Origin of the sequence: Sphingobacterium sp. UBA7625 (genome assembly GCF_002484085.1) — a bacterium.
Lineage (GTDB): Bacteria > Bacteroidota > Bacteroidia > Sphingobacteriales > Sphingobacteriaceae > Sphingobacterium > Sphingobacterium athyrii.
The window spans coordinates 70,232-91,141 of the sequence record NZ_DLJD01000025.1; the positions used below are offsets into that span (position 1 = coordinate 70,232).

General features: G+C 40.8%; 17 protein-coding genes. 2 read left to right on the top strand and 15 right to left on the bottom strand.

Translation table 11 applies throughout. From position 1 onward, the window contains the following. Positions 1–17: 17 nt before the first annotated feature. The 8 genes from B4G94_RS10065 to B4G94_RS10100 form a co-directional block, all read right to left on the bottom strand. Positions 18–785 carry a methyltransferase domain-containing protein gene (locus tag B4G94_RS10065; protein ID WP_286858672.1) on the bottom strand — a complete coding sequence of 256 codons (768 nt, stop codon included), beginning with the start codon at positions 783–785 and terminating at the stop codon, positions 18–20. Positions 786–832: 47 nt separating this feature from the next. Next, positions 833–1,816: a lipoate--protein ligase gene (locus B4G94_RS10070; RefSeq protein ID WP_286858673.1), complete on the bottom strand. Its 984-nt coding sequence runs from the start codon at positions 1,814–1,816 to the stop codon at positions 833–835. Between the two features lie 240 nt (positions 1,817–2,056). Beyond that, the gene (locus B4G94_RS10075; RefSeq protein WP_286858675.1) at positions 2,057–3,070 is read right to left on the bottom strand and encodes a glutathione synthase; all 1,014 of its coding nucleotides are present in this window, start codon (positions 3,068–3,070) and stop codon (positions 2,057–2,059) included. Between the two features lie 13 nt (positions 3,071–3,083). Further along, the gene (locus B4G94_RS10080) at positions 3,084–4,916 is read right to left on the bottom strand and encodes a flavohemoglobin expression-modulating QEGLA motif protein (RefSeq protein WP_286858676.1); all 1,833 of its coding nucleotides are present in this window, start codon (positions 4,914–4,916) and stop codon (positions 3,084–3,086) included. After that, positions 4,906–5,685, bottom strand: a complete 780-nt coding sequence (locus tag B4G94_RS10085) for an N-formylglutamate amidohydrolase (protein WP_286858677.1) — start codon at positions 5,683–5,685, stop codon at positions 4,906–4,908. The genes B4G94_RS10080 and B4G94_RS10085 overlap by 11 nt, the downstream gene beginning before the upstream one ends. Before the next feature lie 789 nt (positions 5,686–6,474). Then, a complete protein-coding gene (locus tag B4G94_RS10090) occupies positions 6,475–7,743 on the bottom strand; it encodes a Glu/Leu/Phe/Val dehydrogenase dimerization domain-containing protein (protein WP_286858678.1) in 1,269 nt (422 codons plus the stop codon). After that, the gene (gene hppD / locus B4G94_RS10095; protein ID WP_286858679.1) at positions 7,715–8,842 is read right to left on the bottom strand and encodes a 4-hydroxyphenylpyruvate dioxygenase; all 1,128 of its coding nucleotides are present in this window, start codon (positions 8,840–8,842) and stop codon (positions 7,715–7,717) included. The genes B4G94_RS10090 and hppD overlap by 29 nt, the downstream gene beginning before the upstream one ends. Positions 8,843–8,871: 29 nt before the next feature. Next, positions 8,872–10,029 carry a homogentisate 1,2-dioxygenase gene (locus B4G94_RS10100; protein WP_286858680.1) on the bottom strand — a complete coding sequence of 386 codons (1,158 nt, stop codon included), beginning with the start codon at positions 10,027–10,029 and terminating at the stop codon, positions 8,872–8,874. A gap of 313 nt (positions 10,030–10,342) precedes the next feature. On the opposite strand from B4G94_RS10100, the gene B4G94_RS10105 reads away from it, so the two are divergent. Together B4G94_RS10105 and B4G94_RS10110 are read left to right on the top strand one after the other, a co-directional pair. Next, on the top strand, positions 10,343–11,317 hold the full coding sequence (locus B4G94_RS10105) for a fumarylacetoacetate hydrolase family protein (RefSeq protein WP_282253477.1): 975 nt from the start codon (positions 10,343–10,345) through the stop codon (positions 11,315–11,317). 13 nt (positions 11,318–11,330) lie between these two features. Beyond that, a complete protein-coding gene (locus tag B4G94_RS10110) occupies positions 11,331–12,233 on the top strand; it encodes a flavin reductase family protein (RefSeq protein ID WP_286858683.1) in 903 nt (300 codons plus the stop codon). A gap of 102 nt (positions 12,234–12,335) precedes the next feature. Here B4G94_RS10110 and B4G94_RS10115 read toward each other — a convergent pair whose 3' ends face one another. The 7 genes from B4G94_RS10115 to tyrS form a co-directional block, all read right to left on the bottom strand. Next, positions 12,336–13,964, bottom strand: a complete 1,629-nt coding sequence (locus B4G94_RS10115) for an NAD(P)/FAD-dependent oxidoreductase (RefSeq protein WP_286858685.1) — start codon at positions 13,962–13,964, stop codon at positions 12,336–12,338. Continuing rightward, positions 13,942–15,456: a polyamine aminopropyltransferase gene (locus B4G94_RS10120; protein WP_286858687.1), complete on the bottom strand. Its 1,515-nt coding sequence runs from the start codon at positions 15,454–15,456 to the stop codon at positions 13,942–13,944. Before B4G94_RS10120 ends, B4G94_RS10115 begins: the two co-directional genes overlap by 23 nt. Then, complete coding sequence (locus B4G94_RS10125) at positions 15,449–15,667, bottom strand: DUF350 domain-containing protein (RefSeq protein WP_108633048.1); 219 nt, start codon at positions 15,665–15,667, stop codon at positions 15,449–15,451. The genes B4G94_RS10120 and B4G94_RS10125 overlap by 8 nt, the downstream gene beginning before the upstream one ends. Before the next feature lie 14 nt (positions 15,668–15,681). Next, complete coding sequence (locus tag B4G94_RS10130) at positions 15,682–17,118, bottom strand: hypothetical protein (RefSeq protein ID WP_286858690.1); 1,437 nt, start codon at positions 17,116–17,118, stop codon at positions 15,682–15,684. A 3-nt stretch (positions 17,119–17,121) separates the two neighbouring features. Beyond that, complete coding sequence (locus B4G94_RS10135) at positions 17,122–17,481, bottom strand: S-adenosylmethionine decarboxylase family protein (RefSeq protein ID WP_108633046.1); 360 nt, start codon at positions 17,479–17,481, stop codon at positions 17,122–17,124. A gap of 81 nt (positions 17,482–17,562) precedes the next feature. Beyond that, complete coding sequence (locus B4G94_RS10140) at positions 17,563–19,320, bottom strand: aromatic amino acid hydroxylase (protein ID WP_286858692.1); 1,758 nt, start codon at positions 19,318–19,320, stop codon at positions 17,563–17,565. A 132-nt stretch (positions 19,321–19,452) separates the two neighbouring features. Next, on the bottom strand, positions 19,453–20,655 hold the full coding sequence (tyrS, locus tag B4G94_RS10145; RefSeq protein ID WP_286858693.1) for a tyrosine--tRNA ligase: 1,203 nt from the start codon (positions 20,653–20,655) through the stop codon (positions 19,453–19,455). Positions 20,656–20,910 lie beyond the last annotated feature (255 nt).

Genomic DNA, 20,910 nt, shown 5'->3' on the forward strand with positions numbered 1-20,910 from the left:
AACATCCTCGCTCGATGTCAGCTCTTTCGTCCATACAACAAAATACGTTTAAACGGATATATCGCGGGGAATCTGGAAAAATACTGTTTAATACGTATCTTAAAAGCCTCAATGAAAGCAGGTCTTTTATCTTCGTCCAATCGCTCAATATAAGGGATCAGTGCCGATCCGGAAATAAAGTCATAAAGTACATCCACTTCCGCGGCAATAATTGGGTATATACGAAGCGAAAGATCCAATTCCTCCAAGCCTGCATGAAATAAAATCTGTGCATAGTCATCTATACTTAGCACCGATGAAGCCCTATTCCAACCATCCAAATAACTTCGGTAAGGTTCTTCACCAGCCAGCTCAAATAGCAATTTATTTAAGACATTTTCTGGCTGGTAAGGCATCTGAATTGCCAATTGTCCGCCGCTACTCAATTTGGAAATGAGCCGTGGGAAAAGTACACGATGATCATCCAACCATTGCAACGCCGCATTGCTGAATATTAGATCCCATGAACCCGCCATTTCCAAAAAATTTTCAACATTGCCGTTCTCAAACCTTAGACGCTCATTTTCGAGTTTACTACTCGCCGATAACATTTCCGGAGAAGAATCTATTCCAAGAAATGTTGCCTGTGGAAATCTGTCACTTAAAATAGCCGTTTGCTCGCCGGTTCCGCATCCGAGATCCACGGCTTTCATCGTTACCTCCGAAGCTATTAGTTCGGATAGATCATAAAAAGGCTTGAATCGAATGTCTTTAAACTGATTATATACATCTGGGTTCCAAGGCATAATAACTTTTTTTTATTTCAGGCCCTACAGGACTGATAAAACAATTTTTATTTAAACAATTCCAGTATTTCAGGCGCTTCAACTTTTCCAAAATAAGAAGTTACATCTATCGAATTCAGCAGAGCAGAAATTTCTTCCAACTGATGCTTTTCGCCAATTAAGAGTTCTTCCAACTCGTGAATAGATTTAGAAGCAAAAAAATCCCCAAAAATCTTAGCATGTTCAATATAACCTTTATGTACGTCTAAGTGTAATTCAATAAAACCCGCAGGAATCTTGATTGCCTTTTTAAAATTATAATTCGGAGAGAAACCGAAATTCCAGTCCCAGGTTTCATATTTTTCCTTCACCAGATGTTCGATATTCTGGATATCAGTTGCTGAGAAATGAATGACCTTCGCATCCGGATTTTCACGCTGCATCTCTGCGATCAACAGTTCCTTAAATTTTACCGTTGTAAAACCCTGAGGTAGATAACCGACCAGATTTGTTACACGCGCCCTGTTCGACTTGACAGCCTTATCAATAAATTTAAGCGGATTTACTTTCAGTGCATCATTCAATATCTGCATCTGCGAATCAATTAAAATAGTACCGTGCTGAACCATTTTACCATTTTTTGCGAGTTTCGCATTCCCACTAAATTTTTTTCCATCCACCAAGAGATCGTTTCTTCCTTCCAGTCTTGCCGGAATATTCAATTTGTTCAAAACAGAAACAATGGGTTGTGTGAAAGTCGAAAAATCCATAAAATCCAAATTTCCCAATAGCGTATGAAAGGAAAAATTGAGGTTTCCTAAATCATGATAAACAGCACCACCACCAGACATCCTTCTAACGACCTTAATCTTATTATCATTCACATAATCAAGGTTTATTTCAGCGAGCGTATTCTGGAATTTACCAATGATAATTGACGGTTCATTCATATACAACAAAAATATAGGCTCTTTTGGATATTTGGTGAGCAGATATTCCTCCGAAGCAATATTAAAATAAGCATCATGAGAAGGTGAATCTATAATAAACATCGTATTTTTTTATTTTCTTAAAATTAGCAAGAATTCAACTGGGTTGATTCATCTCAAACTCATAATTTTCATCAATCCCGCGTTTTGTCAGTTTCCTACTACAATCCTAATTACCGCTAAGAGATTTCAAATAACGCCAAAAACAACTGAGTTCTCAGAATCAGGTTTGCTTTTAGACAGTCCGGTCAATTATTGATCTCTGCTCCCTTATTATAAAACCAATTACATATAATCTCCTTACTATACACCCGATGAATTTCTAGCAGATCCTATTTTTTCTTCAAGATTTTTGATAATCAATGCGGAAAAGTCTTCTTTTACAATCTCTTCTGTTTGGCATAAAGCTCCCGGACTAAAAACATTAATTTCCATAATACGATCGCCCACGATATCCAAACCAACAAAATACATTCCATCCTGAATCAATTTATCTTTAATTTTATCAACCATCTGTAGCAACTCAGCCGATATGACTGCCGCTTGGGTTTTCGCCCCCTGATGTACATTGCTCCGGATCTCATTCCCCTGCTGCACACGATGAACAGCAGCATATTTTCCATTGATGGAGACGGGTTCACCATTCAACAGAAAAAAACGGATATCACCACCTGCCGCTTCGGGAAGATATTCCTGCCCGATCACATAACCGTCCCGCGCTATGGCTTCTACTGTCTGCTTTAGATTTTGTTGATTGTCTTTATTGATCAAAAACACATTTTTCCCGCCTGAACCTTTTAGGGGTTTTAGAATAATCAATTTATTTTGTTGTTCAAAAAACTCGACTACGTCTGCATAATTTCTGGTTACAATTGTCTTAGGCCGAATAGATTCGTCAAAACCTTCGAGATACAATTTGTTGCTTGCCCTACCCAAACTATCTGGATCATTGATGACCTGTACCCCTTTTTCCTTTAATAAGGAGGCGAACTGCAGCGCGGATGAAGCTGCCCAGGGTCTATTCACCATATCCAAAACCGGATCGAATCTAAGCCAAACCACATCCATCTTCTCCATATTCATTTTTGTCTTTGTCGTGGCTCGTAACACCTCCATCAACTGTTTTGCAGAGGTAATCTGTTGTGTAGGGAGTACCTCACGCACATGGGCAGCAATATGGGCAGATTCATAATAAAAATCTGCTAATCCGATGTAATAAATCGCATGTCCTAGCTGATGCGCCTTCAATGCGAGCAGAGTTGTTGTGAAACGTTCCGTTTCTTTATGCGTTTGATTAATAACAAATGCTATCTTCATATAGTGTCGTTAATTATTGTATCATCTGAAATATTCCTTTACTTTTCTTTAGGTTGGCCAGTACATCCCTATAAGGGGATGTCAGGTATTTAGGTGTCAAGACCGGAGCATTCAGAATCCCTTTAAGCATCAGTTCCTCGACTATCGGAATATAATCCTCCCTGATCTTACCCATGGTCAATAGGGTGAGATCCCGGCCACTTTTTATATAATTTATTAGTTCAATCAAACCACTGAGGTATAACGCATCTTTTGTGAGTCCGCCACTTCTAAAAACACGCATGGTCATCTGAAAAGCTGTTTCCGGTAGGAACTGATACTTATCAACCAACAGCGTGAATGTATCTAAAAACGTATTTCCCTGTTGCATGTGATATACCGCGACGACCCGACCGGCCAATATACGCAACCGATTATTTGTCAATCCGCCAACTAAATATTCGGCGAGTACTGCCAGACCCTCCTGAAGCTTTTCATAGCCCGGCACACCCAATCTAAAAAGACTGAAAGGTTGCTGTTTGCCATTGTAATAAGTAACGATATGTGTTCCTACTTCGTGCTGGATTAATGCCTGCACCCTATGCCTTGGCAAACTATATTGTTTACTGATATTTAGCCCCCCCTGATTGACCATGACCCCGTATATATCATCCCGAAGCCGTACAGTAGTTGAAAAATTCGGATCCTGACTTTTTAAATAATCCAGTTCCTCTTGCGCTAGTTTCGCAAACTCTTCTGCATAGACGATATCCTCTTCCTTTGTACGATGTTCTCTGTCCGTCGCTGTAATTGTTAATATGGCTTGCGCTTTTTCCAACAGCTTTTCGTTGACGGTACCAAACACCTGCATGCTGCCGAGTAAAAATCCCTCTTTTCCCCGTTCGCTCAGCATGCTCATCATCTGATCAAGCTCTTTGCGTTTATCCCGGAACAAATAAGCGATGGAAGGGTCATAAAGGTCTTCAATATGTAAATTATAGAGATTGCGTTTAATAATATCGGGATCAATCGGCATGGGCCTATAATGAAAAACAGGAACCTTACGATAATTCCCCTTTTTGAATTGTAGCCAGGCGTCGTAGGAATTTGTCGGTGTCACCAATAGTAGAAAATCAAACCGTTGACTTTCGCGTGCCAATTTCTGGTCAATTTCCCAGGCCAAAGGGAGCATCTTTTTGGGATGACTTATTTTAAACGATGTCGGTTTTGAGAGGGTATGTATCCGAATAAACTCAAAAAAAGTCTTGGACAGGCTTCGAGATATCGCTTCTCGAAAATGCCGCAAGTCAATCGGCAGTATTTGCTGATTAGTCCCTAACAGATACTTTGGTTTGATTTCCAGCCCCATGTACAAAATATTGCTATTTAACTTGTCCAGTTGAATACTTGCAGGTGAAAGACTCTGTGTCGCATTGGTTTTCGATTCGGTCACAATCTCAACCTTGGCAATAGATTCCTCTGTTTCCAATTGTTTTCCAAGATACTGAGCAATGGATTGTACATTTTTCCGGGCAATATGGATCTGGATATCCTCTTCCTGGCCTTGCCCTGCGGTCCATGCCTCTATAATAAGGCAGGCTCCAAATTCTTCTACAAGCTGATTGAGAATTGGAGCAATCCAGTCTGACACATTCATTTCGGAATCCTTCACCCTAAAATATGCGGGCTCTGATTTCACTAATTCCGCCAGCATCGGATCTGGACTAAAAAACTGTCGATAAAGAAATAAGTAAGGCACAACCTGATTGAACACCATTTTATTCTTTGGCGGTATCTGAACATGAAAAACCTCTTTATTTTTGATCTTTTTTAGAATGCCCGCCAGCTGCTTTGCATTATCTTTCATAGGCAAAATAGGATTCAAGGGTTTCTATACTCTGCATTAACAACTGTTTATACTCCTGTAGCTTTTGAGGGTAGACCTCTCCTGTCCATTCATTCATAAAGTCCTTGCGAAACTCAATAGAGAAAACACAACCCTTATCGCCGAATTGCTCATTTAAATAAGATGACAAAAAGCCGCCCTTAAATTTAACATTCTCACGTACATCATAAGCCTGCCCATCTTTACCAGTACGAAGTACATCCATAAATGAGCGGGTCAATTCCTGCCATTTGCTGTGGTTGTGTTCTGTACCAATATTAATCTGCGGATTGTTGATTTGGTCAACAACTGTATCCGGACCATCGCGGCGTGCATTGTAACTATGAATATCGTAAACGACAAAATAACCATACCGATCGATGGTATTTTGAATCTGCTGTACTATTTTTTGATATAAGCGATCATAAGATTCATACAGTTGATCTTTATACTGCTGTGGCAAATCTGTTTTCCATACCTGTATTCCCCATGACTGTTCAGGTGTCAGATAAATTGCTCCGTCTTTATTCCGATTCAAATCCAATTGAAACCTCGATGTGCCACAAACAAAGCGATTGAAAGGCAATTCTGCCAAAATAGCAGTATACGGATCCTCTTCTCGTAACCGATCTTCGGGAGAAATATGCAAATGCGGTTCTAAATCCGCATCGATATGATGGCCATCGTGGATTGCAAAAGCCCAAAAAGGACTTCTATAATTTTCGAATTGATAAAGATAGGACAGCGACATGTACTTTATTTTAAACAGTTTCACATATTATTTGCTCACTCTGCTTAAGTAAACGTTTACAGGCAATAAAAGGTTTGAAAAATAAAATAACAGGCTAAGGTTAAAGCCTCTTGCTATCGCCTGTCAATTTAAAGCGTTAAAAATCGTTAAACCGACAGGTCGATTTATGCCTTGGCATTCTTATTGAAAGTTATTTACTAGTTTCATAAATTTAGGTTAATAATTAGTTAGTTTATAAAAAACCTGTTAGTCCCCGCTAACAGGTTTTTTATTTTTCTAATACGAAAAGAAGATGTTTGCTATAAAGTCTTACCGAAAATCAATATAGAAATACTAAAAAATGTTAAAAAATCCAGAAAAGTGAAAATAGTTGAAACATTTTATGTTGAGATCACGTTATACTTGTACTTTTCATAAATTTAGGTTAATAATTGGTTAGGAAAACTCCTGTTGCTCCCCGCTTCAGGAGTTTCTGTTTATCAACATTTTATAAAAATAAAACGGTAATAACCCTTGGTATATCTGCATCCTTTAACACATCCACCACCCAGGATGGATTCAATCGAGCATTAGCTTTTTAGAATCAACGACTTCAGCGATTTATCCCAAATAAGAGCGAAATTATAAGTTAACAAAAAAATGACAATTTATTCATCTTAGGTAAATAAGTTTTGGCACAGGTATTGTACTGTTTTAAGCATTCATAAATTTAGGTTAATAATTGGTTAGTTAAAACACTTGAAGTTCCCCGCTTCAAGTGTTTTTCGTTTAACGACTCCCGTAAAAGAATCAGACCAATTGTTTCAATGCGATTTCATACGCTCTCGAAGATATCTGTGTACGATCTGCGGAAGAATCCCTTATTTTTTTCAAAGCCTCAAAAATCACCTTTGAAACATCAGAGAAGATCGCATCATCACTCATTTCTATATTCCGTTGCATTAAATAGGCGAACACCCGTGCCATACCGCAATTCGCAATAAAATCAGGTATCACCGCAACATGTTGATCCGCAAACTCCATCACCGGGCCGTAGAATATTTCCTGATCAGCAAAAGGTACATTTGCGCCAGAAGCAATGACTTCAAGCCCGTTTTCCATGAGCTGTTGGATCTGATCTTTGGAAACCAAACGTGATGCAGCTGCCGGGACAAAGATATCCGTACTCAATCCCCATATTTCCTTCTGAATCTGTTCAAATGAAATCAAATCAGGTGAATTCAGTTCATTTCCCCTACGATCCAGAAATAAGTGCGTAATTTCTGCTTCGCTAAAACCTTCACGATTGATTAAACCACCGGCCCGATCAATAATTCCGACAATTTTCACCCCCAGCTTAGAGAGGTAAAAAGCCGCGGCGGCAGCAACATTTCCCCAGCCCTGAATAACTGCACGTTTTCCTATACAGTCACTGCCAAAAAGCTGATAATAATGACGGATGGATTCGGCGACTCCATAGCCTGTTATCATATCTGCAACCTTATATTTACGCTTTAAATCCGGACTGTAGGTATTGTCCTCCAATACTTTGGACACGCCATAGCGCAACTGTCCTATTTGGTGGATACGGTTGCTCTCATTTACCTTAAAATGTCCATTCAAGATTCCTTCCTGCGGATGCCATAGACCATATTCTTCGGTCAATGGAATGACATCATGGATTTCATCGATATTAAGATCCCCTCCTGTCCCATAATAATTTTTTAATAGCGGCGTTACCACTTTAAACCAACGGTCTAAAACCTCATTTTTGCGTGGGTCATGTGGATCAAAGTCAATACCAGATTTGGCACCACCAATAGCGGGGCCTGAAACCGTGAACTTTACTTCCATTGTTTTGGCAAGGGACTCTACTTCATGCCGATCCAGGCCTGCACGCATCCGTGTGCCTCCACCCGCTGCACCGCCCCGCAACGAATTGATAACAATCCATCCTTTGGCATCAGTTTCACTGTCTTTCCACTCAAATACTATTTCTGGACTTCTGTGCTCAAATGCGCGCAATAATTCTTTCATACCCAACATATCCTTATAGATTACCTCTTCGTTCCTGTTCACGTTCGATTGCTTCAAAAAGCGCCTTAAAATTGCCGGCGCCAAAACTCTGTGCACCTTTTCGCTGAATAATCTCGTAGAATAAGGTAGGTCTATCTTCTACAGGTTTGGTAAAAATCTGTAGAAGATACCCCTCTTCGTCACGATCCACCAAAATACCCAGTTCTTGGATAATCCGGATTTCCTCATCTATCGCTCCAACCCTTTCTGGTAGCATATCATAATATGCTTCGGGAGGAGCTCCTAGAAATTCAACCCCTCTGGATTTAAGTTCCCGCACCGTACTTACAATATCCTTTGTTGCCAATGCCGCATGCTGTACACCTTCGCCCTCATAGAATTCAAGATATTCCTCAATTTGAGATTTCTTTTTTCCCTCAGCCGGTTCATTGATCGGAAATTTTACATAGCCATTGCCATTACTCATCACCTTACTCATCAATGCCGAATATTCGGTATTGATCTGCTTATCATCAAAAGACAGGATGTTGACAAAACCCATCACATCCTGATACCATTGAACTGTTTCATTCATTTTATTCCAGCCTACATTGCCTACGCAATGATCTACATAGAGCAAACCGGTCTCTGCTGGGTTATAGTCGCTTTCCCATTTTTCATATCCGGGCATAAATAAACCATTGTAGTTCTTTCGCTCCACAAAAAGGTGCACCGTTTCTCCATAAGTGTATATCCCTGCAGTCCAGACCTCCCCTTTTTCATCTTTGAGAAGTTGCGGTTCTTGATAAACCTTTGCTCCCCTTTTGGTCGTCTCCTCAAATGATTTGCGGGCATCATCAACCCATAAAGCCAATATTTTAACACCGTCGCCATGTTTTTTAACATGCTCAGCAATAGGATGATCCGATTTAAGTGCCGTAGTCAGCACCAAGCGTATTTTATCTTGTTTTAAGACATAAGACGCCCGGTCCCTAATACCGGTCTCTGGCCCTGCATAAGCCTCCGACTGAAAACCAAAGGCAGTTTTGTAATAATGTGCGGCCTGCTTCGCATTCCCCACATAAAATTCAATGTAATCGGTTCCATTAATAGGTAGAAAATCTTGCGCTTGGGCAATCTTCTCTGCAAATGTATTTGCCATAATTTATATAAAGGTTATTCGTATTTAACTTAACTCATCCAGGATTTAAAGTAATCGGGATCTTCAATTTTTAACGCTTCTTCGGTCAGCATCAGGGGACGGAAAGGATCGATCATGACCGCTAGTTCCTCGGTTTTAACTTGTCCAATACTTTTTTCGACCGTACCGGGGTGTGGTCCATGCGGAATACCGCCCGGGTGTAATGTAATCTGTCCTTTTTCAACCGATTTCCGGCTCATAAAATCACCATCCACGTAATACAGCACTTCATCCGAGTCTACATTGCTGTGGTTATAAGGCGCAGGTACAGCTTTTGGATGATAGTCATACAGACGTGGACAAAAACTACACAACACAAAGGTATCGGTCTCAAAAGTCTGATGAACAGGTGGTGGCTGATGCAATTTCCCGGTAATTGGCATAAAGTCATGAATGGAAAATGCCCAAGGGAAATGATAGCCATCCCAACCAATAAAATCAAAAGGGTGGCTTCCATAGATGTAAGGATAAATCAATCCCTGTTTCTTGATTTTCACCTCAAAATCACCAAGCTGGTCAAAAGTTTCCAGATCCTGTGGTACACGGATATCCCGTTCAAAAAAGGGAGCATGCTCCATCAGCTGACCAAATTCATTCCGATACCGCTTTGGCGTACGTACCGGGGAAAACGATTCAACAATAAATAATCGGTTGTCAGTCTGATCAAATTCCATCTGGTAAATTGTACCCCTTGGGACAACCAGATAATCACCATACTGAAAAGAAATATTTCCGTATCCTGTCTTGAGTTTCCCTGTTCCATGGTGCACGAAAATAATCTCATCGGCCTGGCTATTTTTATAAAAATAATCCGTCATGGACTGACGGGGGGCTGCCAGTGAAATGTGTAGATCCTGGTTGACCAGAACAGGTGTGCGGCTTTCCAGGTAATCATCTTTGGCCTGAACCTGAAATCCTTTTAAACTGGTATGTTTAAGATGTTTTTCACGGGCAATCTTTGGAGTAACATCATAGGGTTCACGGATCTGTTTGACCAACGTAGGCGGGTGGCAATGATACACGAGCGAATAAAGACTGGAAAAGCCATGGGTAGAAACCAATTCTTCAGCATAGAGCGTATGATCGGGCTTTCTAAAGACAGTATGTCGCTGTGTTGGAATTTGCCCTTGTTTAACATAAAATGGCATAATTCTACGATTTAAAACGGTTATAAAAAATAAATGAATATCAACGTTGCCAATAGCATCGATTGGCAAAAAATTCGAGGGGATTAGTATTGGGCAAAAATGATATCAGCTATAATTGCTCTATTAAAAGCAATATAGGGCATGGATGACGCAAAGCGATGTATTCCACGATTGATCATTTTTACTAGTTTATAATGTTATAATAAAGGTAAGAATATTTTTCTGTTTTCAAGCGAAGAAATATTTTTTTCAAAACTTATACGATATATTTGTGTCGCATTCAAAGATTGAATAACCAATAGAATATTCCGATATGAGAATTGTTACGTGCACGAAAAATGGACAACATGAATTAGGCATTATAATCAATGACCGGGTATACACCTGCTCGGAGATAGCCCTTTCCCTTCCGACCGATATGGCTGATTTTTTGATCCGTGGAGATGAAGCCATAAACGATTTAGTGTATTATCACAGTGCATTGCTGGAGGGACGTATGTCCAGACCTTACCAGTTATTGCAAGATAGTCAGCTTGTTGCACCGATACCTCATCCGACATCAGTGCGTGATGCCTATGCTTTTCGGCAGCACGTAGCGACGTCAAGAAGAAACCGCGGACTGGATATGATTCCGGAATTCGATGAATTTCCCGTTTTTTACTTCTCCAATCATCAGGCCATACAAGGTCCCGGCCCGATACAATGTATGCCACTGCATCTTGAGCAACTGGATTTTGAACTTGAAGTGGCCATCGTAATCAATAAAACAGGTATAAATATCCCTGCCTCAGAGGCTGATAAATATATTGCCGGATACATGATCATGAATGATTTTAGCGCACGAAAACTCCAGATGGACGAGATGAAATTAAGCTTGGGGCCCGCCAAAGGAAAGGATTTTGCTACGGCAATTGGTCCATGGTTAGTCACCAAGGACGAATTGGAACCTTATAAAATTAATTCTTCAGGAGATCATATTGGTGACCGATATAATCTCGAGATGTCATGCCGCGTGAATGGTCAACAGGTTTCTTCCGGTAATTTTGCTACGATGCACTGGACATTTGCCGAAATTATCGAGCGCGTTTCCTATGGTGTACGTCTCTTTCCGGGTGATGTGATCGGTTCGGGAACAGTTGGAACGGGATGTTTTTTAGAACTCAACGGCACTGGGCGCATGGAGAATCCCGCTCATCAGGATCAATGGCTACAGGTAGGCGATCAGGTCGAGCTAGAAATAACTGGCTTGGGCAAACTTTCCAATTCCGTAGTATTATACCAACAATAAATCTATTCAATAAATGAATTCTTCTTCTTTCGATACAGTCACTTTTGAGTCCTCGGCTGATAAAGCGATCATTGATAATTTAATCAAATATGCCGTTGCACCTCGTCCCATCTGTTTTGCGAGTACCATCGATGCGGCGGGCAATGTCAACCTGAGTCCTTTCAGCTACTTCAACCTGATGTCACACCAACCACCAATATGTGTATTCTCACCCTTGCGTCGCATGCGTGATGGCAGTACCAAGCATACACTGGACAATATTCAGGAAGTCAATGAGGTCGTCATCAACGTCGTAAACTATGCGATGGTACAGCAACAGTCACTGGCCAGTACAGAGTACAGCAAGGAGGTAAATGAATTTGACAAATCTGGGTTTACACCAATCCCATCATTACATGTTCGCCCACCGCGGGTCTTGGAATCTCCGGTTCAACTGGAATGTCGTGTAAGAGAAGTGATCGCCCTGAGCGACAAACCTGGCGCAGGAAATCTCGTTATTGCAGAAGTACTCTATATGCATGTGCACAAAGAACTCTTGCACAAAAACAATACGATAAAACAAGAGGAACTAGATCTGGTCGCTCGTCTCGGCGGCGACTGGTACTGCCGTGTAACCAATGAAAACCTCTTTATTGTTCCTAAACCACTCCGCAGTCTGGGTATTGGCGTAGATCAGCTGCCCGAAAGTATTCGCCTTTCCAAAGTACTTACCGGAAACCATCTCGGATTATTGGCTAATGTCGAATCCTTACCAGTTCTAGAGCAAGCCACCCAAGAGGATAAATATTTAAACTACCTCCGGCTGAATTTTCAACAAGGTTCACCGCAATTAACACAAAAAGTACATGCTTACGCTGCGCAATTATTGGATACGGAGCAATTAGACAAAGCATGGCAGGTACTATTAAGCCTATAAAAAGTTTCGTTGCATAATACTACAAATAAGCAAACCTATAAAAATATCGGGTACGCAATACCTATAGCAGCCCGACAGAAATCCGGAAGCATAGACCGACAGCTATGCTTCTTTTTGACCAAGGTCAGCGAAAACCTGATCGGCTACGGTGATTCCCTGATAAAAGGCTTCCTCAAAAATAGATATACCACTTAAATCAGAATGTGCAAAATAGACTTTATCAGCAATAGGTCTTGTCAGTTCGGTACGCGCTTCGTCTGATAGAAAACCACTGACAGGGCTTATCATGCCATGTCCGTGTCGAAAGACTTCTATACTAATGACTTCATTTTCTATTCCATAATGCGCCTTCTCTAGATCTTCCAAAATAAACTCTTTCCATTGCTGGTCTGTCCACTGATAGAGCTGTTTCCGGTTTCCGTTGAGGTCCCCATCTCCCAGACTATGATAATAGGTAATCACAAAAGGGCTTTGCAACTGATTTAGGCTCTGGTGTTGATCATACACATAACCCAATCCCTTTCCGTTATAAATAATATTTTCCCAGGAAAGTGTCGCACCATCTGCAAAAGGGAAACGATGCAATACAATCGTCGCTACGATCCAAGGTGCATAATGAAATTTTTTCGTCAATGCCGTACGGTTTGGCAACAGATACTGATTAACAAATTGTGGGCAGCAATTGATCACCTTCTGGGCTTTAATGGTCTTTGACAATTTCGTTTTATCATCGAAGACGGACACTTCCACAGCATCTTGCCCTACATGTATCTGATAAGCCAGATGTTGATTCAATACCCTACCATCCGCATATTTCTTCAAATGGCTGACCAATCGCCCATTCCCTTCCTGCCAGGTGAGCACCAGATCCTGGTAGGCAGACCAATCGTGCTTTCGGCTCGCAAAGTAATGTATAGCGGCAAAAGCAGAAGTGGCCGCGATACCCGTTCCATAGTCGTCGCGGCAACAGTAGTTCACATAACTAAAGACAGGCGCCGTCTTATATCCCTCTGATTCCATCCATGAACGCATCGTCAGAACATCTAATCTTTTGAGATCGTCAGACTGCGAAGCATTGCGCATCGGGATATCAAAAACATACTTACCATCAGCACCTTTCAAGTGTTTAAACTGACTCATTTGCACCATAAAACGTTCTATTTCAACCGTCTCCTGCGGGGTTAATCCATAACTTGGAACAATGCCTTCCTGCCAGATATTATGGATAAAAAGTCGTTCATGAGGCGCAAAGGACAATTGTTCCTCATCAAATAATGGAACACCTTCATTCGTCCAGCCGACGATAATTTTCGATTCCTCCAAAAACTGCAGCAGTTCCCTATTGGAAGCATTCGGAATAGGAAGATAATGTGCTCCCAGCGGATAACGGCTATAGTCATTCTCGCCATGACGCGCATTACCCCCTACTTCAGATTCCATATCCAAAAGTAGAAAATCATTCATTCCCTTTTGTTGCAAACGATAGGCAGCTGATAATCCCGTTATACCACCACCCAGAATCAGAATAGGTATTTCAATAACTTCTGTAGATTTGGGAAAATCCGGGAATCGCATGCGGTGCCCCAAAATATGGTCTGTCCCTGTGAGACGCAAAAAAATACGGTTCATCTTTTTCTTACACGCCTGAGCAAACTGCAGGCCGATTGCCCCCAAAAATGCAAGCTTGAGAAAACCACGCCGCGAGGGATTAAATCTTACTCCATTCTTCATCAAAATACCGCACTAAAATCTGATTGTCCAAACGGTTTATTTCTACATGATCCGCCCGCATGTCAGCCGGAAACTCTGTCAATTCCCCAAAATGATAGTTATAATAACGCAGTTTATCCACCCGTCGGGCAATACGCTTAAATTGCTGTGTCATATCTGCTGAAAATAGACAGAATCCCCATTCGCCAAAGGATGGCACATAGGTATGATAGGCGACAGTATTTGGAAAAACCGTGCTGATTGTCTCATGGATACACCAGTAAGATTTGGGTGCAAAATAAGGCGAAGTTGTCTGTACCGACACCATGGTATAGGGTGTCATAAGCGGCAATAGACTTTGATAAAAACTTGTCGTATATAATTTTCCAAGACTATAGTTTGACGGATCCGGAAAATCTATAATCATGACATCGTATTTTTCCTTTGCAGATTTTGCCCAGATAAATGCATCCTGATTGATCACCTTTACTCTCGGGTCGTTCAGCGAGCCCTTGTTGTGACTGACCAGTAATTCATTTGTCTGGAACAATTTGGTCATACCCTCGTCCAAATCCACCAATGTAACCTTTTTTACACCTGGATATTTAAGAACCTCCCGGACAGCAAGCCCGTCTCCACCGCCAAACACCAATACATGCGATACATCTTTGGCCATAGACATCGCCGGATGTACCAAAACCTCATGATACCGATATTCATCTTTGGTGTTGAACTGTAAATTATTGTTCAGAAACAATTGATATTCACCCTTGCTCTCCGTCAGAACAATACGTTGATAGGGTGTAGAATGTTTATAGACAATATTATTCCCATATAATTGACTTTCGGAATATTTAAGCAAATCATCGGAATAAAAAAACACAACCGAAAGCAATACCAGACAAACTATTGACTTGGCTTTAATCCAGTTGGGATTTTTAAGTCTTTTAGCGAGATAGAATGATAGAAAGACGCCTACCAAAATATTGATGATCCCAAAAAACAGGGATGTTCCCATCACGCCCAGCCGCGGAATCAGCAGGATAGGAAACAGCACCGAAGCGATCAATGCGCCGATATAATCAAAAGCAAATACATTGGAAACCAAGTCCCTAAACTGAACCCTATCTTTTAGAATATTCATCAATAAGGGGATCTCCATACCGCAGAGACAGCCTGTCAGAAAAACAAAGAAATAGAGTACAAATTGAAAGTGTTCGACCTGCTGAAACAGTAAAAATAAAACGACAGAACTGCAACCGCCAATGACGCCGATCAACAGTTCAATATCAATAAACCGGTCAAAGAGGTTTTTGGTGATGTACTTCGCTAAAAAAGATCCCACCCCCATCGAGAACAGGTAGGTACCGATAATAAATGAAAACTGCTTGACTGAATCTCCCAACAAATAGCTCGCCAATGCACCCGCAACCAGCTCGTAAATAAGCCCGCAAGTTGCAATGACAAATACCGCAAATAAGAGAAAAATGGGCAGATTGCTCTTTTTACCCATGTATTGCCGCAGCTATTATAATCGATATGCCTAATATAAAAGCCGCAAAAACAATCGCTAAAGCTATATTCTTGTTCTTTACGATCTCCTGCCAAGATTGTTCCGGTGTCAATCGCTCGATAAGCCAATAGGCCAATAACAATACAGCAATTCCAATAAGCGAATAAATCAATGATGCTGCAATTCCTTTATAAAACAATTCGTAATTCATTTTTATATTAATTTTTATTTATGACCTGAACCATATCCACTATAACTACCTCCGCTACCATAAAAGGATCGACGATAATGCGATCTTGATCCTGTATAAGTATGGTCTTCCAAGGTGCTCGTCCGCATTGTAGTCTTACAATCTGTAGAGGAATTTACAAATAGGTTAACAGCAACAAAAAAGGCAAAAAAAGCAACTAAAGCTACACCCAGCCGATCAAATTTTAAGATATCGAAATAACCTAAACCTTCAGCCCTAGCAACAAAATCTTTATTTTTAATCGCCAGAATATTATGTCTAAAAATCCCCACAAGGAAAACAATGCCCACCAAACAAAAAATCAAAAAGGTATAACTGGTACCTCCGTATGTTAATTTATAGTCCTCTGTGAGTTCAAAATTAACATCCATATCGGCGGCACCATTGGTTGAAGAGGTCACAAAAACCAGGTGATAGATCCCGGGTTGGATACGACAAAAATCGACAGTCAATCCACTGGCATAATTAACGTCATTGTTCTCGTGGACAGCTGTACCAGACTCAATAATCTCATTTGTCTTTTCATTGACCAATTTGATCATCAGCTGGATAGGATGGCTTTTAGATTCAGATATTCCCTCCAGGACCAGCTTCTTGGGTTTATCGCCTTTTAATTCGAAAGAGGCGCCGACAAATTCCGAGTTTGCCTTTTTTCCGGGGAATTTTTCATCAAACTTATACGTATCCTTACCGATCTGTCCCCAGTTTAAAACCCAGAATAGAGCTGCCAACAGCAAAACAGCAAAGACACCAATATTTCTCAGCTTCGTCCCTACAATCTCCTTTTTGGCAATATAGTCGTTATAGGTGTCAAAAATTTTATAATAGCTCTCATCCTCCAGGTAAATTCCCTGATAATACTGTACATCGTTATCAATAAATTCCTGAGAAATAAAACGATCCTCATTAACTGTTTGAATATAGGTAAGGGTCGTTGACATCGATTCCAGATCTTCAAATACAAAGCCCTCCGCATAGACAACAGTTTGCTCCTCGGTATACTCCAGATCATAGTGTCTATTACCAAACTTACAGGTGTTGCCTTTCGGTAAAAGCGTCACCTGCTCTCGATCAATGGTATGTAAGGCACAAGCATAGTCTACGCCATCGCTGAAATAAATATCGTCTTGATTCGCGTTTAACCCCACAAACTCATTTCCATATTCGCCGCTTTTTGTAAAGCGCTGTATCTTGGAGATAATATAATAGCTATTTCTCTTGAATTGAACGGATTCACCTAACGTAGCCCATTGCATGGCTAAAGGGGCCGAAAATTCCTTCACATACGTTAAGGTTTCAACTGTCTTACCTTTAAAATAGCTATGGCATTTTGCACAAACGAAACCTGAAAAGTCGGTTACCTCGATCTTAAATCGGTGTGCATGGCCACATTTTTTACATATTACATCCATAAACTACCGATTAACCACAGTTTCGTTAATAACTATTGCATTAAAATAAGTTTTGAAGAGCTTACCCAAATGCAAAACTTTTTCACTGTTATCTTTTAGATAATTACAGAGATAAACATCTAATGTCAATTGTCCAAATTCCGGCCAGGTATGGATACAGATATGGGATTCCATTAAACAAATAGCAGCGGTAAATCCACCGCCCTCAAAAGAATGGGTGGAAATACCTACAATTTGCAAATTATGGACATTCATCTGCTTTTTGGTAAATTCCAAAAAAGCATCTATGGTTGTCAATAACGATACCTCCTCTACCTGCAATGTCATCAACAGGTGTTTTCCGGGAGTATACTTTTCGTTCATCAGAAATAACTGGATAAATTAAACGTTCCAAATATAAAAAGTTTTACCAGATTTTTATACTATGGGAATCAATCATTTCACTCAATGATTATTTAAGGGTTCTTCTTTCGCTACCCGGATACCGTCATCTATCAGCTTTTTCAAGTTGGGTCTTCTTGTAATAATATTTAGAAGCTTGCGTTCAGCACTTTCAGCTAAATCATAGGCATGATGTGCCCAGGCGATTTCATAAAGCTCGACGAGCGCGAGCCAGTGATCTGTGGTGTCGGAATCCAGCTGACCAAAGATAGCCGTCCAATGCTCAGCATCAAAAGATCCCGAGCGGAGTGTTCCGATCTGTGCATGCGAGACAAGCAATTTTGAGTCTTCAATCTGCGTATACGATAAAACGGATGGCTTCTCCGTCTCTTCTTCAATAGACTCATAAGCATCTTTGTCGGCAGCCCCCGCAAATACTGAAATAATCTCGGTCCCTACAGCCATGTCGTAAACTCCCCATTCAGGTTTAAAATAAACTTCCCTCCGGTCATTTCGGTAGACTTCACAATCTTCAAACGAAATCAACACAACTTTACCCGCCTGACGTACAACCTTCAAAACAACGCCCTCAACTTCAACCCCTGAATAAAACCGTAAAGAACATCGCTTTCCTTGACTAATACCATAAGTGGTCAATTCTTCGTCTGAGAAATCCGCCAAATCTTTATTGCTATCAGCGAGAAGACCGACCGGAGAACCATAGCCCTGCCGATGATAATTTATTCCGTGTCCTTCTAATTGCTTCCCAGAACACGCCAATGCCGTGGGGCCTATTGTCTGTATGTAGGAAATAGATTGATCTGCATTCGCCGCCTTAAAAATACCTGACACCTGCAATCCAGAACTATAAACTGCAGTACATACAGCCTGACAGTCAATCGCTTTTTCCAAACTCTGCTTACCTCCAAGCCGAAAAGCCATGCTATCAGCAAACTGATTCAGGACATCCATTAAATGTTCAAAATCGGGTGTGACAAACAATTGTGGCTGTGGCTTAGTAATATCATAGGTATATGCTACAGTATTTAAATCATAAGGTAGCTTTGGTACCGATTTTTGCATACAACTGGCACTTTCGCCAATGGAAGACAGTAGACCTGCGCCATAAATCTTGGGATCATCAAGGCTACCGATCAGACCATACTCCACAGTCCACCAGTGCAATCTACTTAGCAAAGCCATTTCCGAAGGTTCGCCCATATTATCCTGGACAATCTTCAACCGGTTTTCAGCTTCCACCAATTCGGTTTCGGTTGTACCCGCGTGCTCTTTTAAAATTGATAAATGGCGAATAGCCTCATACAGTTCGAAATCCTTCCGGGACGACAATGCTTTTGTTCCAATTTCACCAAAGTACTGCAAGTAAACCGCATAATCGGGCTCACCTATGATCGGTGCATGGCCAGAAGATTCATGAATGATATCCGGTGCTGGTGTATATTCAATATGTTCCAATTGTCGGATATCTGCGGCTATAACCAATACCCGATGTGCCTGAAACTCCATAAAAGCTGCCGGTGGTATAAATCCATCAACCGTTACAGCTCCCCAACCAATTAATTTCAAACTATCGTTCATTTGTTGCAGATCCGGTATATGCGCAATGGAAAGTCCCGCTTTCTTCAATCCCGGTATATATGGGTAATAAGCGACATCTTTTAAAAAGGAATAATTCTGACGCATGACATAGCGCCACAAGGCTTGATCCAAAGCCGTATAACGTTCGTATTGCTGGGCGACTACATAGCGCTTTAAATGTTTGGGTAACTGCTCCAAAACAGCATTATTATATGTTTCCATTTATAATCGGTATCAAAATAAAGTGTGAGACTTTGTATGAAGGTAGAAAATATTTATGGTTTCCGAAAGGGCAACCTTACATTCACGTGCTTTTTTACAAAATATATCAAAGGTATGAATCATAAAACCTTCCTAAACAAATCTAAAAAAACTTCTTTTTCCTAATTTAATTCTAAAACCAGTCATCAGGTCAATAGGCAGATCCGGATCCATACATTTAGTCGAATCAATCTGAACTGCTCCTTCGGATATGAGTCTACGGACAGCGGACTTGCTCTGATCCTTTTTTAAAAAGTGACAAAGATCAACAAGCTTTGTAACAGGACCCAATTGTGTCTTGGCAAGTGGCAGTGATACCTCTACAAAACTTTTATCATCAAAAGACTTTCGCTGAAATTGTTTGGCAAAAAAATCCGCTGCGTCCATTGCCGCCTGCTGGTCGTGATATTGACATACAAGATTATGTGCAATAAGCTTTTTGACTTCCATCGGATTTTCGCCCATTTCCATGCGTGACTTTAGCATTTTCTTTTCCGCCGCAGTAAAGTCTGTTGTGAGATCAATATAATCCGGGATTAAGCTGTCGGGAATAGACATTGCTTTGCCGAACATTTCATTCGGCTCATCCAACAGACCAATGGTATTGTGCAGTGATTTGCTCATTTTCTCCTTACCGTCCAATCCTCTGAGCAGTGGCATACAGAGCACAACCTGAGGATCCATACCGAAAGATTCCTGAAGCTGTCGCCCCATTGTACAATTAAACAATTGGTCTGTCCCCCCCATCTCAATATCGCTTCTGATGTGCACCGAATCATAACCTTGTAGTATCGGGTAGATAAGTTCATGCATGGCAATAGGCTGATTTTCCGTAAAACGCTTGTGAAAATCATGTCGTTGCATAAGCTGCGCTACTGTCACTTTTGAAACAAGCTGAATAACCTCCGAAAAATCCAATTTATCTAACCAATCGCCATTAAAGACAACCTTTGTCTTCGACATATCGATAATTTTGGCTAACTGTGCGATATAAGTAGCTGCATTGTCAGCTATTTTTTCCTGATTCAACGGTTTACGCGCTTTATTTTTGCCAGTTGGATCTCCTATCCGCGCAGTAAAACTCCCAACCAAAACGACGATTTGATGGCCCAATTCCTGAAATTGTTTTAGCTTTTTCAACACCACAGCGTGCCCCAGATGAAGATCCGGAGCAGTAGGATCAAAGCCCAGTTTAATAATCAGCGGACGCCCAGTTTCTTTAGATTGTTGCAATTTGGACTTCAGCCCATCCTTTGGCAACATAATTTCAATGTTTTCTTCTAAATCTGTTAACATAATGCTATAAAAACAAAAAAGCCCGAACGTTATGTTCGGGCTTAGCTATATAAATAATTAAATTTTCTAAATTTTAATAGGCATAAGGTTCCCGAACTACTATCGGGAGATAATAATTAAAGAAAAATGGAAGACGTAATATGTTGTTCATTTTCTTCATTGCCTAGGCAAAGGTAATGCTATAATTTTAAAATTCAAAAAAGGCGGCATAATACGTGGTCAGCTTCTATCGAAGGTCGGGTTTTGCTTCCTACT